Raw genomic sequence first — 15,447 nt, 5'->3', positions numbered from 1 at the left:
CATGCGGTACCGCACACTCGGCGACCTCAAGGTGAGTGCCGTGGGCCTCGGTGCGATGCCGCTGTCCATCGAGGGACGGCCGGACGAGGAGCGCGCCCTGGCGACCGTGCGGGCGGCGCTGGACGCAGGGGTGACCCTGTTCGACACCGCCGACTCCTACCATCTGCCCGGCGCCGAACCCGGCCACAACGAACGGCTCGTGGCCCGCGCCCTCGCGGGCGCCCGCTCCGAGGTGCTGGTCGCCACGAAGGGCGGCCGGGGCCGGCCGGCCGACGGCAGCTGGACGGTGAACGGCGACCCCCGGCATCTGAAGCGGGCCGCCGAGGGATCACTGAAGCGCCTCGGCGTCGAGGCCATCGGCCTCTACCAACTCCACAAGCCGGACCCCGCCGTGCCCTTCGAGGATTCGGTCGGCGCACTGCGCGAACTGCTCGACGAGGGCAAGATCCGGCTGGCCGGAGTCTCCAACGCGGATGCGGAGCAGATCCGTACGGCCCGTGCGATCCTCGGCGACCGGCTGGTGTCGGTGCAGAACGAGTACTCGCCGGCCGTACGGTCCGCCGAGGCCGAGCTGCGGCTGTGCGCGGAGCTCGGGCTGGCCTTCCTGCCGTGGAGTCCGCTGGGCGGGATCTCGCGCAGCTCGCTGGACGGGCCGTCGGGACTGCCGGGAAGGGGGCGGTACGGGGCCTTCCACGAGGTAGCGGCAGAGCGCGGGGTGAGTCCCCAACAGATCTGCCTGGCCTGGCTGTCGGCGAAGTCGCCGACCCTGATTCCGATCCCGGGGGCGAGCCGTCCGGAGACGATCCGGGACTCGGCGGGGGCGGCGGAGCTGGTGCTGAGCGCGCAGGAGCTGGCGCGGCTGGACGGTCAGCGCGGCGGCGGTGTGTAGAAGCCCCTGACGATCGGCCTCGCCCTTGACTCTCCCTCGTCCTCGTCGCCGTCCGGCATCCAGTCCTCGTCCTCGACGTCCTCCCCGCCCGGCACCCCGAGCAGTCGCCGCGTCAGCCGGTCATGGTCGGACAGCAGCTCGTCGAGGGCCGCGCGGACGTCCCGCGGTTCCGTGCGCGCCGACTCCCGCTCGGCGGCGACGAGCACGGACCGCCGTACCAGCTCCTTGGTGAAGGAGGCGGTCGTGCCCTCGGTACGCGCCACCACTTCCGCGACGATCTCCGCGTCGAGGCCGAGCCCGCCGCCGTAGAGGTCGAGGAGCCGGGCCCGGCCCTCGGCGTCGGGGAGGGGGATCTCGACGGCCAGGTCGACGCGGCCCGGGCGTTGTGCCAGGGCGGGTTCGAGGAGGTCGGCGCGGTTGGTGGTGAGGAGGAAGGCGACGTCGGCATCGTCTCCGAGGCCGTCCATCTCGTTCAACACCTGGAAGAGCAGGGGCTGTTCACCGCCTCCGAAGTGACGGGCCTCCGCGATGAGGTCGCAGTCCTCCAGGACGACGAGGGCAGGCTGGAGCATCCGCGCCAGGGCGCAGGCCGGGGCGATCGCGCCGATGGTGACGCCGGAGAGGATGACGGCCGTGAACTCCGGGAGGTGGGAGAGGAGATAGCGGACGGTGTGGGTCTTGCCGGTGCCGGGCGGGCCGTAGAGAAGTAGCCCCCGGCGCAAGTGCTGTCCGGCCGCGCGCAGTTGCTCGCGGCGCCGGGCCACACCGACGACCTGCCGGTCGACGCGGTCCAGCAGACCGGCCGGCAGCACGATCTCCTCACGGGTCAGGCCCGGCCGACGGTGGAAGCGGAACGGCCCGAGGCCGTGCCCGAACTCCGAGCCCTCGAAGGACAGCACCTGACCGCGGAAGACGTTGTGTTCATGTACGAGCACGTCGATCTCGGCGAGCACGCGGTCCGAGAACTCCTTCTCCGCCGCGATGACCTCGATCTCGACCTTGTTGCGCCCGTACTCGTCGGCGGGCCCGCGCAGCAGTACCGCGAACCGCTCGCCGCCCTCCTCGCCGAGAAAGAACCCGCAGGACACGCAGGCGAGTTCGGCGTCCGGGGAGACCGGCAGATGGGCGTACTCGACGGCGCCGACGGTGAACCGGTCATGGCGGTCGGCGGACTCGATGATGTCACCGAGCGAGAGATCACCGCGGTGCCGGGAGCCGCGCAGCCCGACCAGCTCGTGGGAGCGGCCGTCGGCGGCGAACCAACTCTCCAGCGCGAGATGGACGTTGGGCAGGTCGTACGGCGGATAGGCGGCCTTGACGACGGGCCACCCGGACGGATCGGACCCCAGGTGGGCCTGCAGCCGCCGGCTCAGATTCCGGCCGTCCTCCCGCGCCTGGTCCACCGGCCGGGCGACCGCCATGAGGAACTCCGTGAACAACTCCTCGATCCGGTCGAGCGAATGCGCCGCCACGGGCTCCGCCGCCCCCACGGACACGACCGCATGCCCCGCCCCCGCTCCCTGCGTGGCCCCGTACACCTCGGACTCCCCCATGGCCGCCTCCGTACGTCCGGTGCCGAGGCTTTCCAGCGTGGGGCCGAGCGGACGGGCGGGTCAAAGGATTTTGGGCAAGTGGCGGCGAAGGGTCCGGAAAGGGGCGAGAGGTGTCGGCCGATATGTCACCGAGGACCGGAGAACGTCACCGAGGACGGGAGGACGTCATCGAGGACGTCACCGGGGAGCCATGCCCCCCGTCCACGGCTCCCCGGCGCGTTCGGCCCACTCACGGGCCGCGTCCGGGCGGCCGGTGAGCAGGAGCAGCAGTGCCGAGACGGGACCGCTGATCTCCGCCCCCTCGCCCCGCGTCCACGCGATGTCCGTGGCGATGAGCCGCGCCTTCGGCAGGGGCCACGGCCGGGGCGGGAACCGCATGGTCCACACGCGGTCGGCGGAGTCGCGGGCGGCGGCCGGGGGCATCTCGCGGTGGCGGCCGAGGGCGAGGGCGATGTCCTGGCCGTGGACGAGGAGGTCGAGGAGGGGTTCGCGGGGTGAGGTGGTGGGGGCGAGGCGGCGGGAGCCGATGATCGAGCGGAGGTTGCCGACGATGTCCCCGACCGGCAGCGCGGCCTCGCGGACGGCGGAGTCATGGATCATCCGGTTCCAGTCGCCACGGGCCCGGAGCATCTCCCGTACGACCTGCCCGTAGGTGAAGCGCGCGGCGATCGTCAGATGCGCGGCCACATCCCTGACCCGCCAGTCACCGCACCGCGTCCGCGTCTCCCACTCCTCCGGGCTCAGCCCGTCCAGGAGATCGGCCAGGCTCTCCCGCTCCCGGTCGACGATCTGCCAGAGCTCGTCGGTGTCCAGCGCGGCTTCCGATACGGCACCCATGGGAATCACCCACTCAAGTGGTAAGCTTCTCTGACCAAATTAGTCAGAGACTCTGACCAATGTCAAGCACCGGATCTGGAGACAGCGACCATGGCGACGGAGAGCGACCTCAACACGGGCGTGCTCCTGTTCCTCCCGTACCGGGCCCTGGAGAACCGCGTCTTCGCCGCCCTCGCCGAGGCCGGCTTCGACGACTTCACGCCCGCCCAGGCCCGGGTCATGCAGCGCATCGGCCCCGACGGCACGCGGCTGACCGAACTGGCCGAACAGGCCCAGATCACCAAGCAGACCGCGGGCTTCCTGGTCGACCAGCTGGAGAAGTCGGGCTACGTACGACGCGTCCCGGACCCGACCGACAGGCGGGCCCGGCTGGTGTGCGGCGCGGAGAAGGCGTGGGCGGCGAAGGAGGTCGCCGACGGGGTGGTCGCCGAGGTCGAGAGGGAGTGGAAGGAGCATCTCGGCGAGCGGCGGATGAAGCAGCTGCGCGAGGCGCTGACACTGCTGCGGGAGATCACGGACCCCTGGGCCTGACGTCCCGCCGGGTCAGGCGGGCACCTTCGCCGCCGCCTCGACCTCCAGCAGCGACGCACTGCGCCGCTCCGCCTCGAAGGCTCGGTGCCCGCCGCGCAGCCCGAACAGCCGCTTGGCCAGCAGGATGTATACGACGGCGAGGATGTTGAGGACCAGCGTGCCGATCTTCAACCAGCTGATGTGCTCGGTGAGTTCGTAGATCTCCAGGGGGAGGAACGCTGCCGTGGCGACCACCGTCAGATACTCCGCCCAGCGCTTGGCGTACCAGAGGCCGACCGCCTCGACGAGTTCGATCACCGCGTAGGCGAGCAGCAACACCGCCACCAGGACAAGGGTGTCGTGGCGGTAGCCGAAGGTCTTCTGGACGGTGCCGACGACCGGTGAGTGGTCGAGGTCGTAGTGGAAGTGCCGGAACACCGGGCGGAAGACGTCCAGATACTCGTCGAAGAGGCGGCGCACCGCGTCCTGGCTGTTGCTGAACTTCCAGACGGCCAGCGCCACCAGCACGACGAACACCCCGCGCACGGCCCGCTCGACGGCCAGGAAGCGCAGGATGAACAGGTCACGCAGGACCGTGCCGCGCGGTACCAGAGGGGCCTCGGAAGCCGGTCCCGCGCCATGCGGCTCCCCCAGCGCGAAGTCGCCGCAGCGCAGACAGCGCCAGACCTCCCCGAGGGCGGTCTCGGCGTGCAGCCGGACCCGCAGCCGGGGGTCGTCCGGCGCGTACGTCACATGCCCGCGGCGCGCACACGTCCGCCGGTCCCAGTCGATCGCCATCCCCCGCGCCTCCACCACTGTTCTGCGTCCGTACCGGACAGACGCGGCACGCTAGTGGGAGGGGGTAAGAGTCCGGTGAGCCGACGGTGAGCGGGGTGCCCGGCCCCGGCAGCCGGAGAGGCGGTACGCCCGCCGCGGTCACCGTTTTGACCGCGGCGGGCGTACCGCCTCTCGTGCCACCGGACTGTGGTGGCGAAGCCGAGCGATTGAGTTGTCGTTCCGAGATCGAGTTACCGTTCCCGGTTGATCATTGCCCGGGCGGCTGAGCGACGGGGGAGCTACTCAGCCGCCCGGAGTCCGTTCCCCGGCTGGGCCGGGGCTGGCGGCCGGGCCGGGGGGACGGCCGGGCCGGGGCTAGGCCTTGGCGAGTTCCTTCTCGCCGCCCTGCTCCGGCACCTCCGCGGGAGCGGTGCCGTGGCCGTCGTCGAGGAGGGTCTTCTCGTCGAAGGGGAGGTGGCCGGCGAGGACCTGGTCGACGCGCTGGCGGTCGATCTCCTTGGTCCAGGTGCCGATGAGGACCGTGGCGACGGCGTTGCCCGCGAAGTTGGTGAGGGCGCGGGCCTCGCTCATGAAGCGGTCGATGCCGACGATGAGGCCGATGCCGTCCACCAGGGCGGGCTTGTGCGACTGGAGGCCGCCGGCCAGGGTCGCGAGACCGGCACCGGTGACACCCGCGGCGCCCTTGGAGGCGACCAGCAGGAAGAGCAGCAGCGGGATCTGCTCACCGATCGACATCGGCGTACCCATGGCGTCGGCGATGAACAGCGAGGCCATGGTCATGTAGATCATGGTGCCGTCGAGGTTGAAGGAGTAACCGGTCGGGACGGTGATGCCGACGACGGGCTTGCTGACGCCCAGGTGCTCCATCTTCGCGATGAGGCGCGGCAGCGCCGACTCGGAGGAGGAGGTGGACAGGATCAGCAGGAACTCACGGCCCAGGTACTTGAAGAACGTGAGGATGTTCAGACCCGAGACGATCTTCAGCAGCGCGGCGAGCACGATGAAGACGAAGAGGAAACAGGTGGTGTAGAAGCCGAGCATCAGCACCGCGAGGCTCTTGAGCGCGTCCAGACCGGCGGAACCGGTGACGGCGGCGATGGCACCGAAGGCACCGATCGGCGCGGCCCACATCACCATGGCGAGGATGCGGAAGACGAGGCGCTGGATGTGCTCCACACCACGGATGATCGGCTGACCTGCGTCACCCATGGCCTGCAGCGCGAACCCGGCGAGCAGCGCGACGAGCAGGGTCTGGAGCACCTCACCGCCGGTGAAGGCGGAGACGATCGTGGTCGGGATGATGCCCAGCAGGAACTCGGTGGTGTCCTTGGCCTCCGCGTCGACCTGTGCGTGACCGGCGTCCTTGACCGCGTCGGTCACCGCGAGGCCGGTGCCCGGGTCCAGGATGTTGCCGACGACCAGGCCGATGCCCAGCGCGACCAGCGACATGATCGTGAAGTAGACCAGGGCGATACCGCCGACGGCGCCGACCTTGGCGGCCTTCCGTACGGAGCCGATGCCGAGCACGATCGTGCAGAAGATGATCGGGGAGATCATCATCTTGATCAGGTTCACAAAGCCCGTACCGATGGGCTTGAGCTCGACGGCGAAGTCGGGAGCGGCCAGACCGACGGCGACGCCGAGGGCGACCGCGATGATCACGGCGATGTAGAGGTAGTGCGTGCGGTCTTTTTTGACTGCGGGTGCCGTTTCGGGGGTGCTGGCGGCCACGGCTGCCCTCCTTTGACGTCTTCGTCGGTTCGCACCGGCGTGCGGCTCACGTCCGGGCTTTAGAGGAATGCCGTGACTATCTCCCGCCCTGTGAGGGCGGTCACCCTTCCGTTCATTTAGTTCATGCTTAACCTCGGAGGCACACTGACGACATGCGCATCCCCGTCCCGAGACCCCGCAGCCTGGCCGGCCAGCTCTTCGCCATGCAGGCCGTGCTCATAGCGGTGCTCGTCGCCGGATACGCGCTCTTCACGTACGTCAGCGACCGCAGCCAGGCGGAGGACGCGGCGGGCCGGCAGGCGATGGCGGTGGCGCGTACGGTCGCGGACTCCCCGTCGGTCCGGGAGGCGATCGGCACCTCCGACCCCTCGGCGCGGCTCCAGCCGTACGCGCTACGGGTCATGCGGGACGCCGAGGTCGACTTCGTCACGATCATGGATACGCGGGGCACCCGCTGGACCCACCCGACGGAGTCGGAGATCGGCAAGACGTTCCGCGGCCACATCGCCCCGGCGCTGGCCGGCGAGTCCTTCACCGAGACCTACACCGGCACCCTCGGCCGCTCCGTCCGCGCGGTCACCCCGATCCAGGCGGACGGCAAGGTCATCGGCCTGGTCAGCGCCGGTATCAAGGTAGAGGCGATCAGCAAGCGGGTGCAGGGCCAGCTGACCGCCCTGCTGGGAGTCGCAGGCGGGGCTCTCGCCCTGGGCGCGGTGGGCACCTACGTCATCAACGCCCGCCTCCGCCGCCACACCCATGGCATGAACGCGGCCGAGCTCAGCCATATGCACGACTACCACCAGGCCGCGCTGCACGCCGTACGCGAGGGCCTGCTGATGCTGGACGGGCAGTACCGGGTGGCGCTGATCAACGACGGGGGGCGGGAGCTGCTGGGCGTGGCCGAGGACGTCGTAGGCCGCTCTGTCGCGTCACTGGGTCTGCCCGCGCCGCTGACGGGAGCGCTGCTGGCGTCGGAGCCGCGGGTGGACGAGGTGCATCTGACGGCGGACCGGGTACTGGTGGTGAACACCTCGCCGGTGTCGGGCGGCGAGCGCAGGGGAACGGTCGTCACACTTCGAGACGTCACCGAACTCCAGTCCCTGATGGGCGAGTTGAATTCCGAGCGCGGGTTCACGCAGGCGTTGCGGTCACAGGCGCACGAGGCGGCGAACCGGCTCCACACGGTCGTCTCGCTGATCGAGCTGGGGCGGGCGGACGAGGCTGTGGACTTCGCGACGGCGGAACTGGAACTGGCGCAGGCGCTGACGGACCAGGTGGTGGCGGCGGTGAGCGAGCCGGTGCTGGCTGCGCTGTTGCTGGGGAAGACGGCGCAGGCGAACGAGCGGGGCGTCGAGCTGGTCGTGTCGGAGGACAGCCGCCTGGACGACGGCCTCCTGCCGGAGTCACTCCCCGCACGCGACCTGGTGACGATCCTCGGCAACCTGATCGACAACGCGGTGGACGCGGCGCAGGGCAGCGTGGGCGCCCGGGTCACCGTGACCGCCTACACGGACAGCGCCGACGAGCTGGTCCTGCGGGTCTCCGACACGGGGGAGGGCGTGCACCCCGCGCACGCGGAGGCGGTCTTCCAGCGAGGCTTCTCGACCAAGCCGGCGGGGCCGGGCGGACGAGGGCTGGGCCTGGCCCTGGTACGGCAGGCGGTCGCCCGGCACGCGGGCACGCTGACCGTGTCGGAGGCCGCCGGGGGCGGGGCGGAGTTCGAGGTCCGTCTGCCGTTGCGGGGGGCCGCGCGTGCGCAGACGGCGGCGGTGCCCGAAGATGCGTCGACGACAGGTGCCGTATCGGCGGGGATCGAGCCGCGAGCCCCGGGGCCGGACGGTGCCGAGCCGGACGGTGCCCATCCGCAGGGCATCGAGCCCGGGACCCCGGAGCCGGAGGGCGCCGGTTCACGGGGTACCGCATCGGGAGGCGACGCATGACGACCCAGCCACAGCCGATCCGCGTCCTGGTCGTGGAGGACGACCCGGTCGCCGCCGACGCACACGTCATGTACGTCAACCGGGTGCAGGGCTTCACAGCGGTGGGCAAGGCCCACACCGGCGCGGAGGCGCGGCGGCTGCTGGACCGTACGGCGGTGGATCTGCTGTTGCTGGATCTGCATCTGCCGGACGTCCACGGCTTGCAGTTCGCCCGGTCGCTGCGGGCGGCCGGCCATCAGACAGACGTCATAGCGGTGACGTCGGCCCGGGACCTGACGGTGGTGCGGGAGGGGGTCTCGCTGGGGGTCGTGCAGTACGTACTGAAGCCGTTCACGTTCGCGACGCTCCGGGACCGGCTGGTCCGGTACGCCGAGTTCCGGGGCGCCGCCGGTGAGGCGAGCGGGCAGGACGAGGTGGACCGGGCGTTGGCGACGCTTCGGGCACCGGGTCCGGCCGCGCTGCCCAAGGGGTTGAGCGGGCCGACGCTTGAGCGGGTGACGGGGGCGCTGCGGGACAGCAGGGAGGGACTTACGGCCACGGGGTTGGCCGAGGTGGTGGGGATTTCGCGGATCACTGCTCGGCGGTATCTGGAGCATTTGGTGGAGGCGGGGAGGGCGGCGCGGGCTCCGCAGTACGGGACTGTGGGGCGGCCTGAGTTGCAGTATCGGTGGGTCAAGGGGCCGTAGGTGGGGGGTGGGGGGTTGTTTAGGGCGGTGGCTCGGGTTTGGGCTTGGGCGGCTCGGTCGGGGGCGTCGGCGAAAGTGAAGGCGTCGGCGGCTAGCAGGTAGGCGGCACGGGCCTCGGCGGGACGGCCGACCGCCTCCAAGGCGAAGGCCAGGTTCTCAAAGGTCCGGCCGTAGCTGTACCAGTCGTCGAACCCCTGGAGCGCCTCCAGGGCCGCACGGTACGCCTCGATCGCCTCCCCCGCCCGGCCCACCTCCCACAGGGCGCTGCCGAGGTTGTGCCACGCGGTGGCCTCGCGGTGGCGGTCCCCGGCCGCCTGGTACAGGTCCCGGGCGCGGGTGTGGGCCTCGATCGCCTCCCCCGCCCGGCCTACCTCCCGCAAAGCGCCACCGAGGTTGTTCCACGCGATGGCCTCGCCGTGAAAGTCCCCGGCCTCCTGGAACAGGTCACGGGCACGAGTGTGGGCCTCGATCGCCTCTCCCGCCCGCGCCCCCGTCCCCGCCCTCGCCTCATCCGGCTGAAGCGCCCGCAGCAACGCCCCCACCTGCTCCTCCCGCCCGGTGAACCCACCGGGCCTCGGCGGCAATCCGGCCAGCGCCTCGGGTACGGCGGCGCCCCCGCCCTGCTGGATCACGACCTGTACGCCGATCACCTCGCGCAGGAAGACACCGTTCCGGAAGTCGGTGTGGTCGCCGTCGTACCAGGAAGCCCCGCTCCCCGGCGCGTGCCGTTCCATGGCCTTAGCGACCGCACCGGCCGCCGCCCCCTCGGGATCCCCCGCGAGCAGCCGCGCCACCGACTCGCCCCACTCCCACACGGCATCCCGCCGCGCCGGATCCCCCGCGGCCTCGGCGATCTCCTGCACGGACGCCCCCGCGTCCAACCCCATGGCCCGCGCCAGCGCCGGCACGGCCTGACGCCCGCCGTCCCCGCCCGCGCCCTCCGCCAGGGCCGCCAGCAACGCCGCCTTCATCGTTCGTCCCGCCCGCCCGTTCCATGCCACCCGGTGCCGCCCCCGTCAGCCGGCAAGTGACCGTAAGTCAAAGGTAGGGCTGTGCAACGGACTTCACGCCCGCTTCGCGTACCCCACGACCTGCCACCCGAGCCCGCCCACGGTGAGCGCCTCCACCACCGACACGGCGACGAGCGACCGGCTCCCCCCTGCCAGCCAGAACACCGCCAGCGCGGCGATCGGCACGACACAGAACGCCATCAGGTCGACGCCCATCTGCACGGCCTTCCGCGACTTCCTCCGCGCGTCCCCCCGATGCGCCGTCTCCCACCCGAACGCCTCGAACCCGCCGCCCGGCTCCGCCAACTCCGCGAGCCTGGGCCCGAGTTGGTCGCGCACATAGGCACCGATCGCGGAGATCTTCTGGTCGTTCACGAGATACGTCCACCCGAGCACGACACACACCGGCGGCAACGCCAGGAGCATCGACGCCTGTTTGGCCTGCGCGGCTGCCGCGATGACGGCGGCGACGACAGCGAGGGTGACGTACAGCAGGTTGTCGCGGAACCCTATTCGCGCCTTCTGCTCGTCCTTGATCGTCTGGTACTCGGCGAGCAGCAACTGCCCGACGGTGACGTCCTGTTCAGCCACGCGTTTCCCTTCCCCCGGCGTACCTTATGAGTGTGCCGGAGACCATATCCACCGCTCTCGTCCTGACTGCGCTTCCCCTCGAATACGACGCCGTACGCGCGCACGTCGAGGAACGTCAGGAGCGCGTCCACCGCGACGGAACCCGCATCGAGCAGGGCCGACTCCCCGGCACCGCATGGCAGATCGCCCTCGCCGAGCTGGGCGTGGGCGCCGACCGGGCCGCCGCTCTCACCTCCCAGCTCATCAACTGGCTGCGCCCGGAGGCCGTGTTCTTCGTCGGTGTCGCAGGCAGCCTCAAGGACGACGTGGAGATCGGAGACGTCGTCGTAGGGACGCAGGTGTACGAGATCCACGGCGGCAAGCAGACACCGGACGGCTTCCTGGTCCGCCCGAAGTCGCTGCCGGGTTCGCACGCGCTGGAGCAGGCGGCCCGTTTCGCCGTCAAGGACATGCCCGACGTACGGCCGCACTTCGCGCCGATCGCCACGGGGGATGTCGTCCTGGCGGACGCGGACTCCGCGATCGCCGCCTTCATCCGCCGGAACTTCAACGACGCGGCCGCGATCGAGATGGAGGGGTACGGAGCGACCCAAGCTGCCCATCTGAACGGGCGGTTGGACTCCTTGATCGTCCGTGGCATCAGCGACCACGCCAACGCGGACAAGCACAAGGCCGACGCCAAGGGTTCCCAGCCGCTCGCCGCCAGGCAGGCGGCCGCGGTGACGGTTGCGGTGCTTCGTCGGCATGGGCCTCGTGGTGGTTCCTCCGACCAGGAGGGGCCCCATTCACGCGGGGACGGTCGGGACGGCGGAGACGGCGGATCTACGTACGGCGGAGACCACATCGACTTCCGGGGCGGGGCCTTCTACGGGTCCGTCACCGGGAAGAGAACCGAGCGGCGGTAGGGGAACCGCCCACGGTCCGGTCCCGCGCGCCACAGCCACGCTGCCGCTGCGCCCACCCGGCTTCACGGGCCGGTCGGCGGAACTGGACCGCCTGCTGCCGCACCTAGCACCGACCGACGACGATACGACCGCCCTCCCGGTCCTCATCTTCGCCGTCACCGGCATGGGCGGCATCGGCAAGACGGCGCTGGCGGTGGAGGCGGCGCACCGGGCACGGGGGAAGGGCTGGTTCCCCGGCGGAACGCTATTTGTGGACCTGCGCGGTTACGACGACGACCCGGTCACGGCCGATCAGTCGGTGCTGGCGCTGCTGGACGCGCTGGGTGTGCGGGACCAGGACTTGCCGCCGACGACCGAGCGCCAGTACGACGCGTATCGCGAGCTGCTTGCCGTGCACCGGGAGCGGACGCTGCTGATCCTGGACAATGCGTCGGATCCGTCGCAGTACTTGCCGCTGCTGCCGGGCACGGACCGCCACAGGGTGCTGATCACGTCACGGGACCGCCCCGACGCGCTGCCGATCCGCCTCATCGACCTGGAGACTCTCTCCCCTGACGACTCCGTGGCCCTGGTGACGCGCGCCTTGCACGACACCGACGAACGCGACGAACGCGCGGCGCGGGAACCCGACGCGCTGCGCGAACTGGCCGACCTGTGCGGCCATTTGCCCCTCGCGCTCCAGATCGCCGCGGGGATGTTGCGTCGGCGACGGAATCGGGAAATCGCCTCCTTGGTGACCGAGATCCGGGAGGCCGGGGACCCGACCTCGGTCCTCGACGGTGGCAGTCCCGGCACGGATCTGTATGGGCGCTCGCTCGTTCTGCGGCCTGTGCTGGAGGCGTCGTACCGACGGCTGCCGGACGATCAGGCCCGGCTGCTGCGACTGCTTTGCCTGGCGCCGGGGGCGGAGACGGGCACAGAGACGATCGCCGCCCTGACTGACCTCGACAGGGGGACCGCGCTGTCACTGCTCGAGGATCTCGCCGCGACTCATCTCGTCACATCGGTGCGGGGTGTTGACGGTTCACCAGCCGCTACGCGGTGGCGGGTGCATGACTTGGTGCGCGCGTTCGGGGCGGGCGTGGTGGCGGGGGATATGGGGTTGCGTGAGGAGGGGGACGCGGCTCAGGAGCGGGTACTGGCGTTCTATTACCGGTGGGCGGACGCGGCGGATGACCGGTTGCGGTGGCTGCCGGGGATGCCGGTACCGGAGCGCTTCAGGGACCGAGCGGGGGCGTTAGCGTGGTTTGACGGAGAGCGGGCGGGTCTGGTGGCGGCGGTGGGCTGGGCGCGGGACGAGCGGTTCACGGACGCAGGAGTGCATCTGGCTGAGTGTCTGACTGTGTATCTGCGCTGGCGGCGGTATTTCGACGACTGGATCGCTGTTGCAGAGACAGCACGGGAGGCCGCGCACCGGGCTGAGGACCGGCTGGGCGAGGCAATGGCATGGAATAACCTCGGCGGCCCCCTGCGGGAGCTGGGCCGGGCCGAGGAGGCGGTCGAGGCCCACGCCCGCGCACGCAACTTGTTCCGGGATGTTGGAGACCGTCACCGCGAGGCCAGCGCATGGGACAACCTCGGCAACGCCCTACAGGATGCAGGCCAGACCGAGGAGGCGATCGAGGCCCACACGCGCGCACGCGACCTGCACCGGGCCGTCAGGGACCGCCATCGTGAGGCCACCGCGTGGAACAACCTCGGCAATGCCCTGCGGAAGGCGGGCCGGGCGGGGGAGGCTGTCGAGGCCCATTCCCGGGCCTGCGACCTCTACCAGGCCGTGAAGGACCGTCACCGCGAGGCCATCTCGTGGGGCAACCTCGGCATCGCCCTGCGAGTGGAGGGCCGGGTGGAGGAGGCAATTGAGGCGTACGGCACGTCACTTGAGACACTCCGAGAGTTCGAGGACTGGTACGTCGAGGGGCGGACCTTGGAGAATCTGGCCCGCGCCTACGAGGACGCCCACCGCACCGCCGAGGCCCGCGCCGCCTACCTCCAGGCCACCAACGCCTACACGCGCGCCAACGCCCCAGAGCGAGCCGCCCAAGCCCGCGCGTGGGCCGCCGAACTCCGGGAGTAGCCCGCCCTCACTCCACCCCCAAATACCCCCGAGCCCCCGCCTAGGCACCACCGCCTACATCCGAGTCCCACCCCCAGGCTCCCGAGCCTCCCGAACCCCCACTCCCCCAAACACACCCGCACTACGCACCCCAACACCCGCAACGCCGCTCGCCTACGTGCGCCGCAGGCCGCCCCCAGCCCAAAACAGGGGCCGCCAGACCGGGAAGCCGCGTCCGCGCGTGGCTCTCCGTCACGCTCAGATGTCGCCGTCGCCCACGTCATCAGGTGTGACCGTAATGATCGCGACCGCCGGTGGAGGCGGCTGAAGCGTGTACAGGTAAGCCACCGCCAGCCCCGGCATTCCTTCGCGCCGTTCGAGTCGCGTCTTGTAGACCTCCTGTCCGCCTCGCGCACAGCGAAGGACGCCAAGACGCGGCGTGCCCTCAAGCTCCTGCCGCAGCGCCTCGACCGCTTGCCCTGCGACAGGTCCGAGCAGCTCAAGGCATTTCACCACGGACTCTGTGATCACGGCGACGACACGGGTCACGCGTGACCGTCCTTCTTGATCTTGGCGATGAGGGCAAGACCTTCCTGAAGCGCGTCGTCGAAACCGGGATCCGAGTACACGCGGATGCGCCCCCGGTAGTCGACGATGACCGCCGCGACCGCCGTGAGGTCGGTTTCCGTGGAGGCCTCAAGGGCACGAGTGAGGTCCGCTTCGAAGTCCTCCCTGTCGCCAGGGAAGCCGCGCCCCTCGCGCAGGGCGGCCCGGATGTCTCCTATCGTCCTCAGCGGGAGTGGGGAGTGATGTCCGGAGGGTGTCTCGTCGTGCTGCGCACCCATGAGGTCTCCTCGCGCTGGGAATGCGGTTACCGCCATTATCGTCCTCACCGATCGATCACGAGCCGGCTGCGCCGCACTCACCCGTCCCCGCCCTGCCGTACGACCAGCGGCTCAGCCGCGTGCACCCGCATCGACGGCCCCTCGTCCAGCCCCAGCACCACGACGGACCCGTCCCCCGTGTCCCCCTGACCGCCCACACTGACGACGACCCGCCACGCACCCCACACACTGACCCGCGGCCCAGGTCGGACCAGCACCGCCGCAACCTCCCGCACGGCGGGCTCGACCACGATGTCCGGGGCCTTCAGTCCGCGGACACCGTCTTCCCGATACCGGCCGAGCGCTCCTCGTAACCCCACCGAAGCCGCCAGTGCCCGCACCCAAGCCGACTCCCTCCCCTAACAACCCCATCCCCCCGCCACCCCCACCCGAGGCAAAACCACCCACATCCGAGTCCCACCCCCCGGCTCCCGAGCCTCCCCGAACCCCCACTCCCCCTCACACACCCGCACCACGCACCCCAACACCCGCAACGCCCCCCGCCTCCGCGCATCGCAAGCCTCCACAAGCCGCGGATGACTGTGCCGCGGATGCCCGTCATAGAGGCTCACCCGCAACGCCCCGTCCCGGAACCGCAACGACACATACACCTCGGCGTCGGGCGTGAACCGGCAGGCACAGGCGGCGAGTTCGGCGACGACCTGCACGGCGGCGTCGGTCATGTCCTCCAGCTCATGTGCCCGCAGGACGACACGAGTCGCCGCCCGGGCAACTCGCGAACTCATCGGCCCGGCAGGCAGCGTGAAGCTGTAGGCGAGGGAGTCGGGTGAGGGCGGGGCGAACTCCCGTACGTCGTCGGAGAGGGGGCAGGCGGACACGGACAGCACAGCGGACATGGCAACTCCTCTGAGGGCAGCGGACATTGAACGGCTGCCGACTCACCCGGTGGCCTGTCGCACGAACGCAGGCAGGCTCGCGCGATGCACTTCCGGGCAACAGCACGCCGTAAGTGAACCGTCACCGACGGTAGGGCATTTGGGGGCACGTGTGCCACCTCATCTCAAGCATTGCCTCCGAGAGGTTTGGCCTCACGCGC

General features: G+C 70.7%; 15 protein-coding genes and 2 pseudogenes. 6 read left to right on the top strand and 11 right to left on the bottom strand.

What is annotated here, in order from left to right:
- Nucleotide 1: 1 nt before the first annotated feature.
- A complete protein-coding gene (locus PH203_RS24175) occupies nt 2-889 on the top strand; it encodes an aldo/keto reductase (RefSeq protein ID WP_289922582.1) in 888 nt (295 codons plus the stop codon).
- Here the strand turns inward: PH203_RS24175 and PH203_RS24170 are convergent.
- Nucleotides 868-2,442, bottom strand: a complete 1,575-nt coding sequence (locus PH203_RS24170) for an AAA family ATPase (RefSeq protein WP_289922581.1) — start codon at nt 2,440-2,442, stop codon at nt 868-870. The two genes, PH203_RS24175 and PH203_RS24170, sit on opposite strands and share 22 nt — an antisense overlap.
- Before the next feature lie 177 nt (nt 2,443-2,619).
- Nucleotides 2,620-3,279: a maleylpyruvate isomerase family mycothiol-dependent enzyme gene (locus tag PH203_RS24165; protein ID WP_289922580.1), complete on the bottom strand. Its 660-nt coding sequence runs from the start codon at nt 3,277-3,279 to the stop codon at nt 2,620-2,622.
- A gap of 90 nt (nt 3,280-3,369) precedes the next feature.
- Here PH203_RS24165 and PH203_RS24160 point away from each other — a divergent pair, with 90 nt between their 5' ends.
- Nucleotides 3,370-3,810: a MarR family transcriptional regulator gene (locus tag PH203_RS24160; protein WP_289922579.1), complete on the top strand. Its 441-nt coding sequence runs from the start codon at nt 3,370-3,372 to the stop codon at nt 3,808-3,810.
- A 12-nt stretch (nt 3,811-3,822) separates the two neighbouring features.
- On the opposite strand, the gene PH203_RS24155 is transcribed toward PH203_RS24160, so the two are convergent.
- Nucleotides 3,823-4,587 carry a DUF2127 domain-containing protein gene (locus tag PH203_RS24155; protein WP_289922578.1) on the bottom strand — a complete coding sequence of 255 codons (765 nt, stop codon included), beginning with the start codon at nt 4,585-4,587 and terminating at the stop codon, nt 3,823-3,825.
- A gap of 354 nt (nt 4,588-4,941) precedes the next feature.
- Entirely contained in the window at nt 4,942-6,318 is a 1,377-nt protein-coding gene (locus PH203_RS24150) for a cation:dicarboxylase symporter family transporter (RefSeq protein ID WP_289922577.1), read from the bottom strand.
- A gap of 152 nt (nt 6,319-6,470) precedes the next feature.
- On the opposite strand from PH203_RS24150, the gene PH203_RS24145 reads away from it, so the two are divergent.
- Both PH203_RS24145 and PH203_RS24140 read left to right on the top strand, forming a co-directional pair.
- A complete protein-coding gene (locus PH203_RS24145) occupies nt 6,471-8,258 on the top strand; it encodes a sensor histidine kinase (RefSeq protein WP_289922576.1) in 1,788 nt (595 codons plus the stop codon).
- Nucleotides 8,255-8,944, top strand: a complete 690-nt coding sequence (locus PH203_RS24140) for a response regulator (protein ID WP_289922871.1) — start codon at nt 8,255-8,257, stop codon at nt 8,942-8,944. Before PH203_RS24145 ends, PH203_RS24140 begins: the two co-directional genes overlap by 4 nt.
- A 95-nt stretch (nt 8,945-9,039) precedes the next feature.
- Here PH203_RS24140 and PH203_RS49695 read toward each other — a convergent pair.
- Nucleotides 9,040-9,678 (bottom strand): annotated as a pseudogene (locus tag PH203_RS49695) (tetratricopeptide repeat protein); the annotation flags it as partial.
- A gap of 330 nt (nt 9,679-10,008) precedes the next feature.
- Nucleotides 10,009-10,545, bottom strand: coding sequence for a hypothetical protein (locus tag PH203_RS24130; protein WP_289922575.1), 537 nt, complete (start codon nt 10,543-10,545; stop codon nt 10,009-10,011).
- A gap of 26 nt (nt 10,546-10,571) precedes the next feature.
- Here PH203_RS24130 and PH203_RS24125 point away from each other — a divergent pair, with 26 nt between their 5' ends.
- Both PH203_RS24125 and PH203_RS24120 read left to right on the top strand, forming a co-directional pair.
- The gene (locus PH203_RS24125) at nt 10,572-11,450 is read left to right on the top strand and encodes a 5'-methylthioadenosine/S-adenosylhomocysteine nucleosidase (RefSeq protein ID WP_289922574.1); all 879 of its coding nucleotides are present in this window, start codon (nt 10,572-10,574) and stop codon (nt 11,448-11,450) included.
- A 94-nt stretch (nt 11,451-11,544) separates the two neighbouring features.
- Nucleotides 11,545-13,527 (top strand): tetratricopeptide repeat protein, encoded by a 1,983-nt coding sequence (locus PH203_RS24120; protein ID WP_354671259.1) that lies wholly within the window; start codon nt 11,545-11,547, stop codon nt 13,525-13,527.
- 54 nt (nt 13,528-13,581) lie between these two features.
- On the opposite strand, the pseudogene PH203_RS24115 reads toward PH203_RS24120, so the two are convergent.
- From PH203_RS24115 to PH203_RS24095, 5 genes and pseudogenes are all read right to left on the bottom strand, one after another.
- A pseudogene (locus PH203_RS24115) lies at nt 13,582-13,706 on the bottom strand (ATP-binding protein); the annotation flags it as partial.
- Nucleotides 13,707-13,764: 58 nt separating this feature from the next.
- The gene (locus PH203_RS24110; protein ID WP_289922572.1) at nt 13,765-14,055 is read right to left on the bottom strand and encodes a hypothetical protein; all 291 of its coding nucleotides are present in this window, start codon (nt 14,053-14,055) and stop codon (nt 13,765-13,767) included.
- Complete coding sequence (locus PH203_RS24105) at nt 14,052-14,351, bottom strand: DUF6247 family protein (protein ID WP_289922571.1); 300 nt, start codon at nt 14,349-14,351, stop codon at nt 14,052-14,054. Before PH203_RS24105 ends, PH203_RS24110 begins: the two co-directional genes overlap by 4 nt.
- A 77-nt stretch (nt 14,352-14,428) precedes the next feature.
- The gene (locus PH203_RS24100) at nt 14,429-14,731 is read right to left on the bottom strand and encodes a hypothetical protein (RefSeq protein ID WP_289922570.1); all 303 of its coding nucleotides are present in this window, start codon (nt 14,729-14,731) and stop codon (nt 14,429-14,431) included.
- Between the two features lie 18 nt (nt 14,732-14,749).
- Nucleotides 14,750-15,247 (bottom strand): ATP-binding protein, encoded by a 498-nt coding sequence (locus tag PH203_RS24095; RefSeq protein ID WP_289922569.1) that lies wholly within the window; start codon nt 15,245-15,247, stop codon nt 14,750-14,752.
- Nucleotides 15,248-15,447 lie beyond the last annotated feature (200 nt).

The sequence above is a fragment of the Streptomyces sp. S.PB5 genome, from assembly GCF_030403745.1.
Classification (GTDB): Bacteria; Actinomycetota; Actinomycetes; order Streptomycetales; family Streptomycetaceae; genus Streptomyces.
The sequence above is the reverse complement of the archived record's forward strand: the minus strand, read 5'-3'. Positions and strand labels throughout refer to the sequence as shown.

What these genes read in the sequence shown, in the direction of transcription:
- PH203_RS24140 (WP_289922871.1), top strand. Translation starts at nt 8,255, where the DNA reads ATGACGACCCAGCCACAGCCGATCCGCGTCCTGGTCGTGGAGGACGAC.
- PH203_RS24105 (WP_289922571.1), bottom strand. Translation starts at nt 14,351, where the DNA reads ATGGGTGCGCAGCACGACGAGACACCCTCCGGACATCACTCCCCACTC.
- PH203_RS24095 (WP_289922569.1), bottom strand. Translation starts at nt 15,247, where the DNA reads ATGTCCGCTGTGCTGTCCGTGTCCGCCTGCCCCCTCTCCGACGACGTA.
- PH203_RS24175 (WP_289922582.1), top strand. Translation starts at nt 2, where the DNA reads ATGCGGTACCGCACACTCGGCGACCTCAAGGTGAGTGCCGTGGGCCTC.
- PH203_RS24160 (WP_289922579.1), top strand. Translation starts at nt 3,370, where the DNA reads ATGGCGACGGAGAGCGACCTCAACACGGGCGTGCTCCTGTTCCTCCCG.
- PH203_RS24170 (WP_289922581.1), bottom strand. Translation starts at nt 2,442, where the DNA reads ATGGGGGAGTCCGAGGTGTACGGGGCCACGCAGGGAGCGGGGGCGGGG.
- PH203_RS24125 (WP_289922574.1), top strand. Translation starts at nt 10,572, where the DNA reads ATGAGTGTGCCGGAGACCATATCCACCGCTCTCGTCCTGACTGCGCTT.
- PH203_RS24165 (WP_289922580.1), bottom strand. Translation starts at nt 3,279, where the DNA reads ATGGGTGCCGTATCGGAAGCCGCGCTGGACACCGACGAGCTCTGGCAG.
- PH203_RS24155 (WP_289922578.1), bottom strand. Translation starts at nt 4,587, where the DNA reads ATGGCGATCGACTGGGACCGGCGGACGTGTGCGCGCCGCGGGCATGTG.
- PH203_RS24145 (WP_289922576.1), top strand. Translation starts at nt 6,471, where the DNA reads ATGCGCATCCCCGTCCCGAGACCCCGCAGCCTGGCCGGCCAGCTCTTC.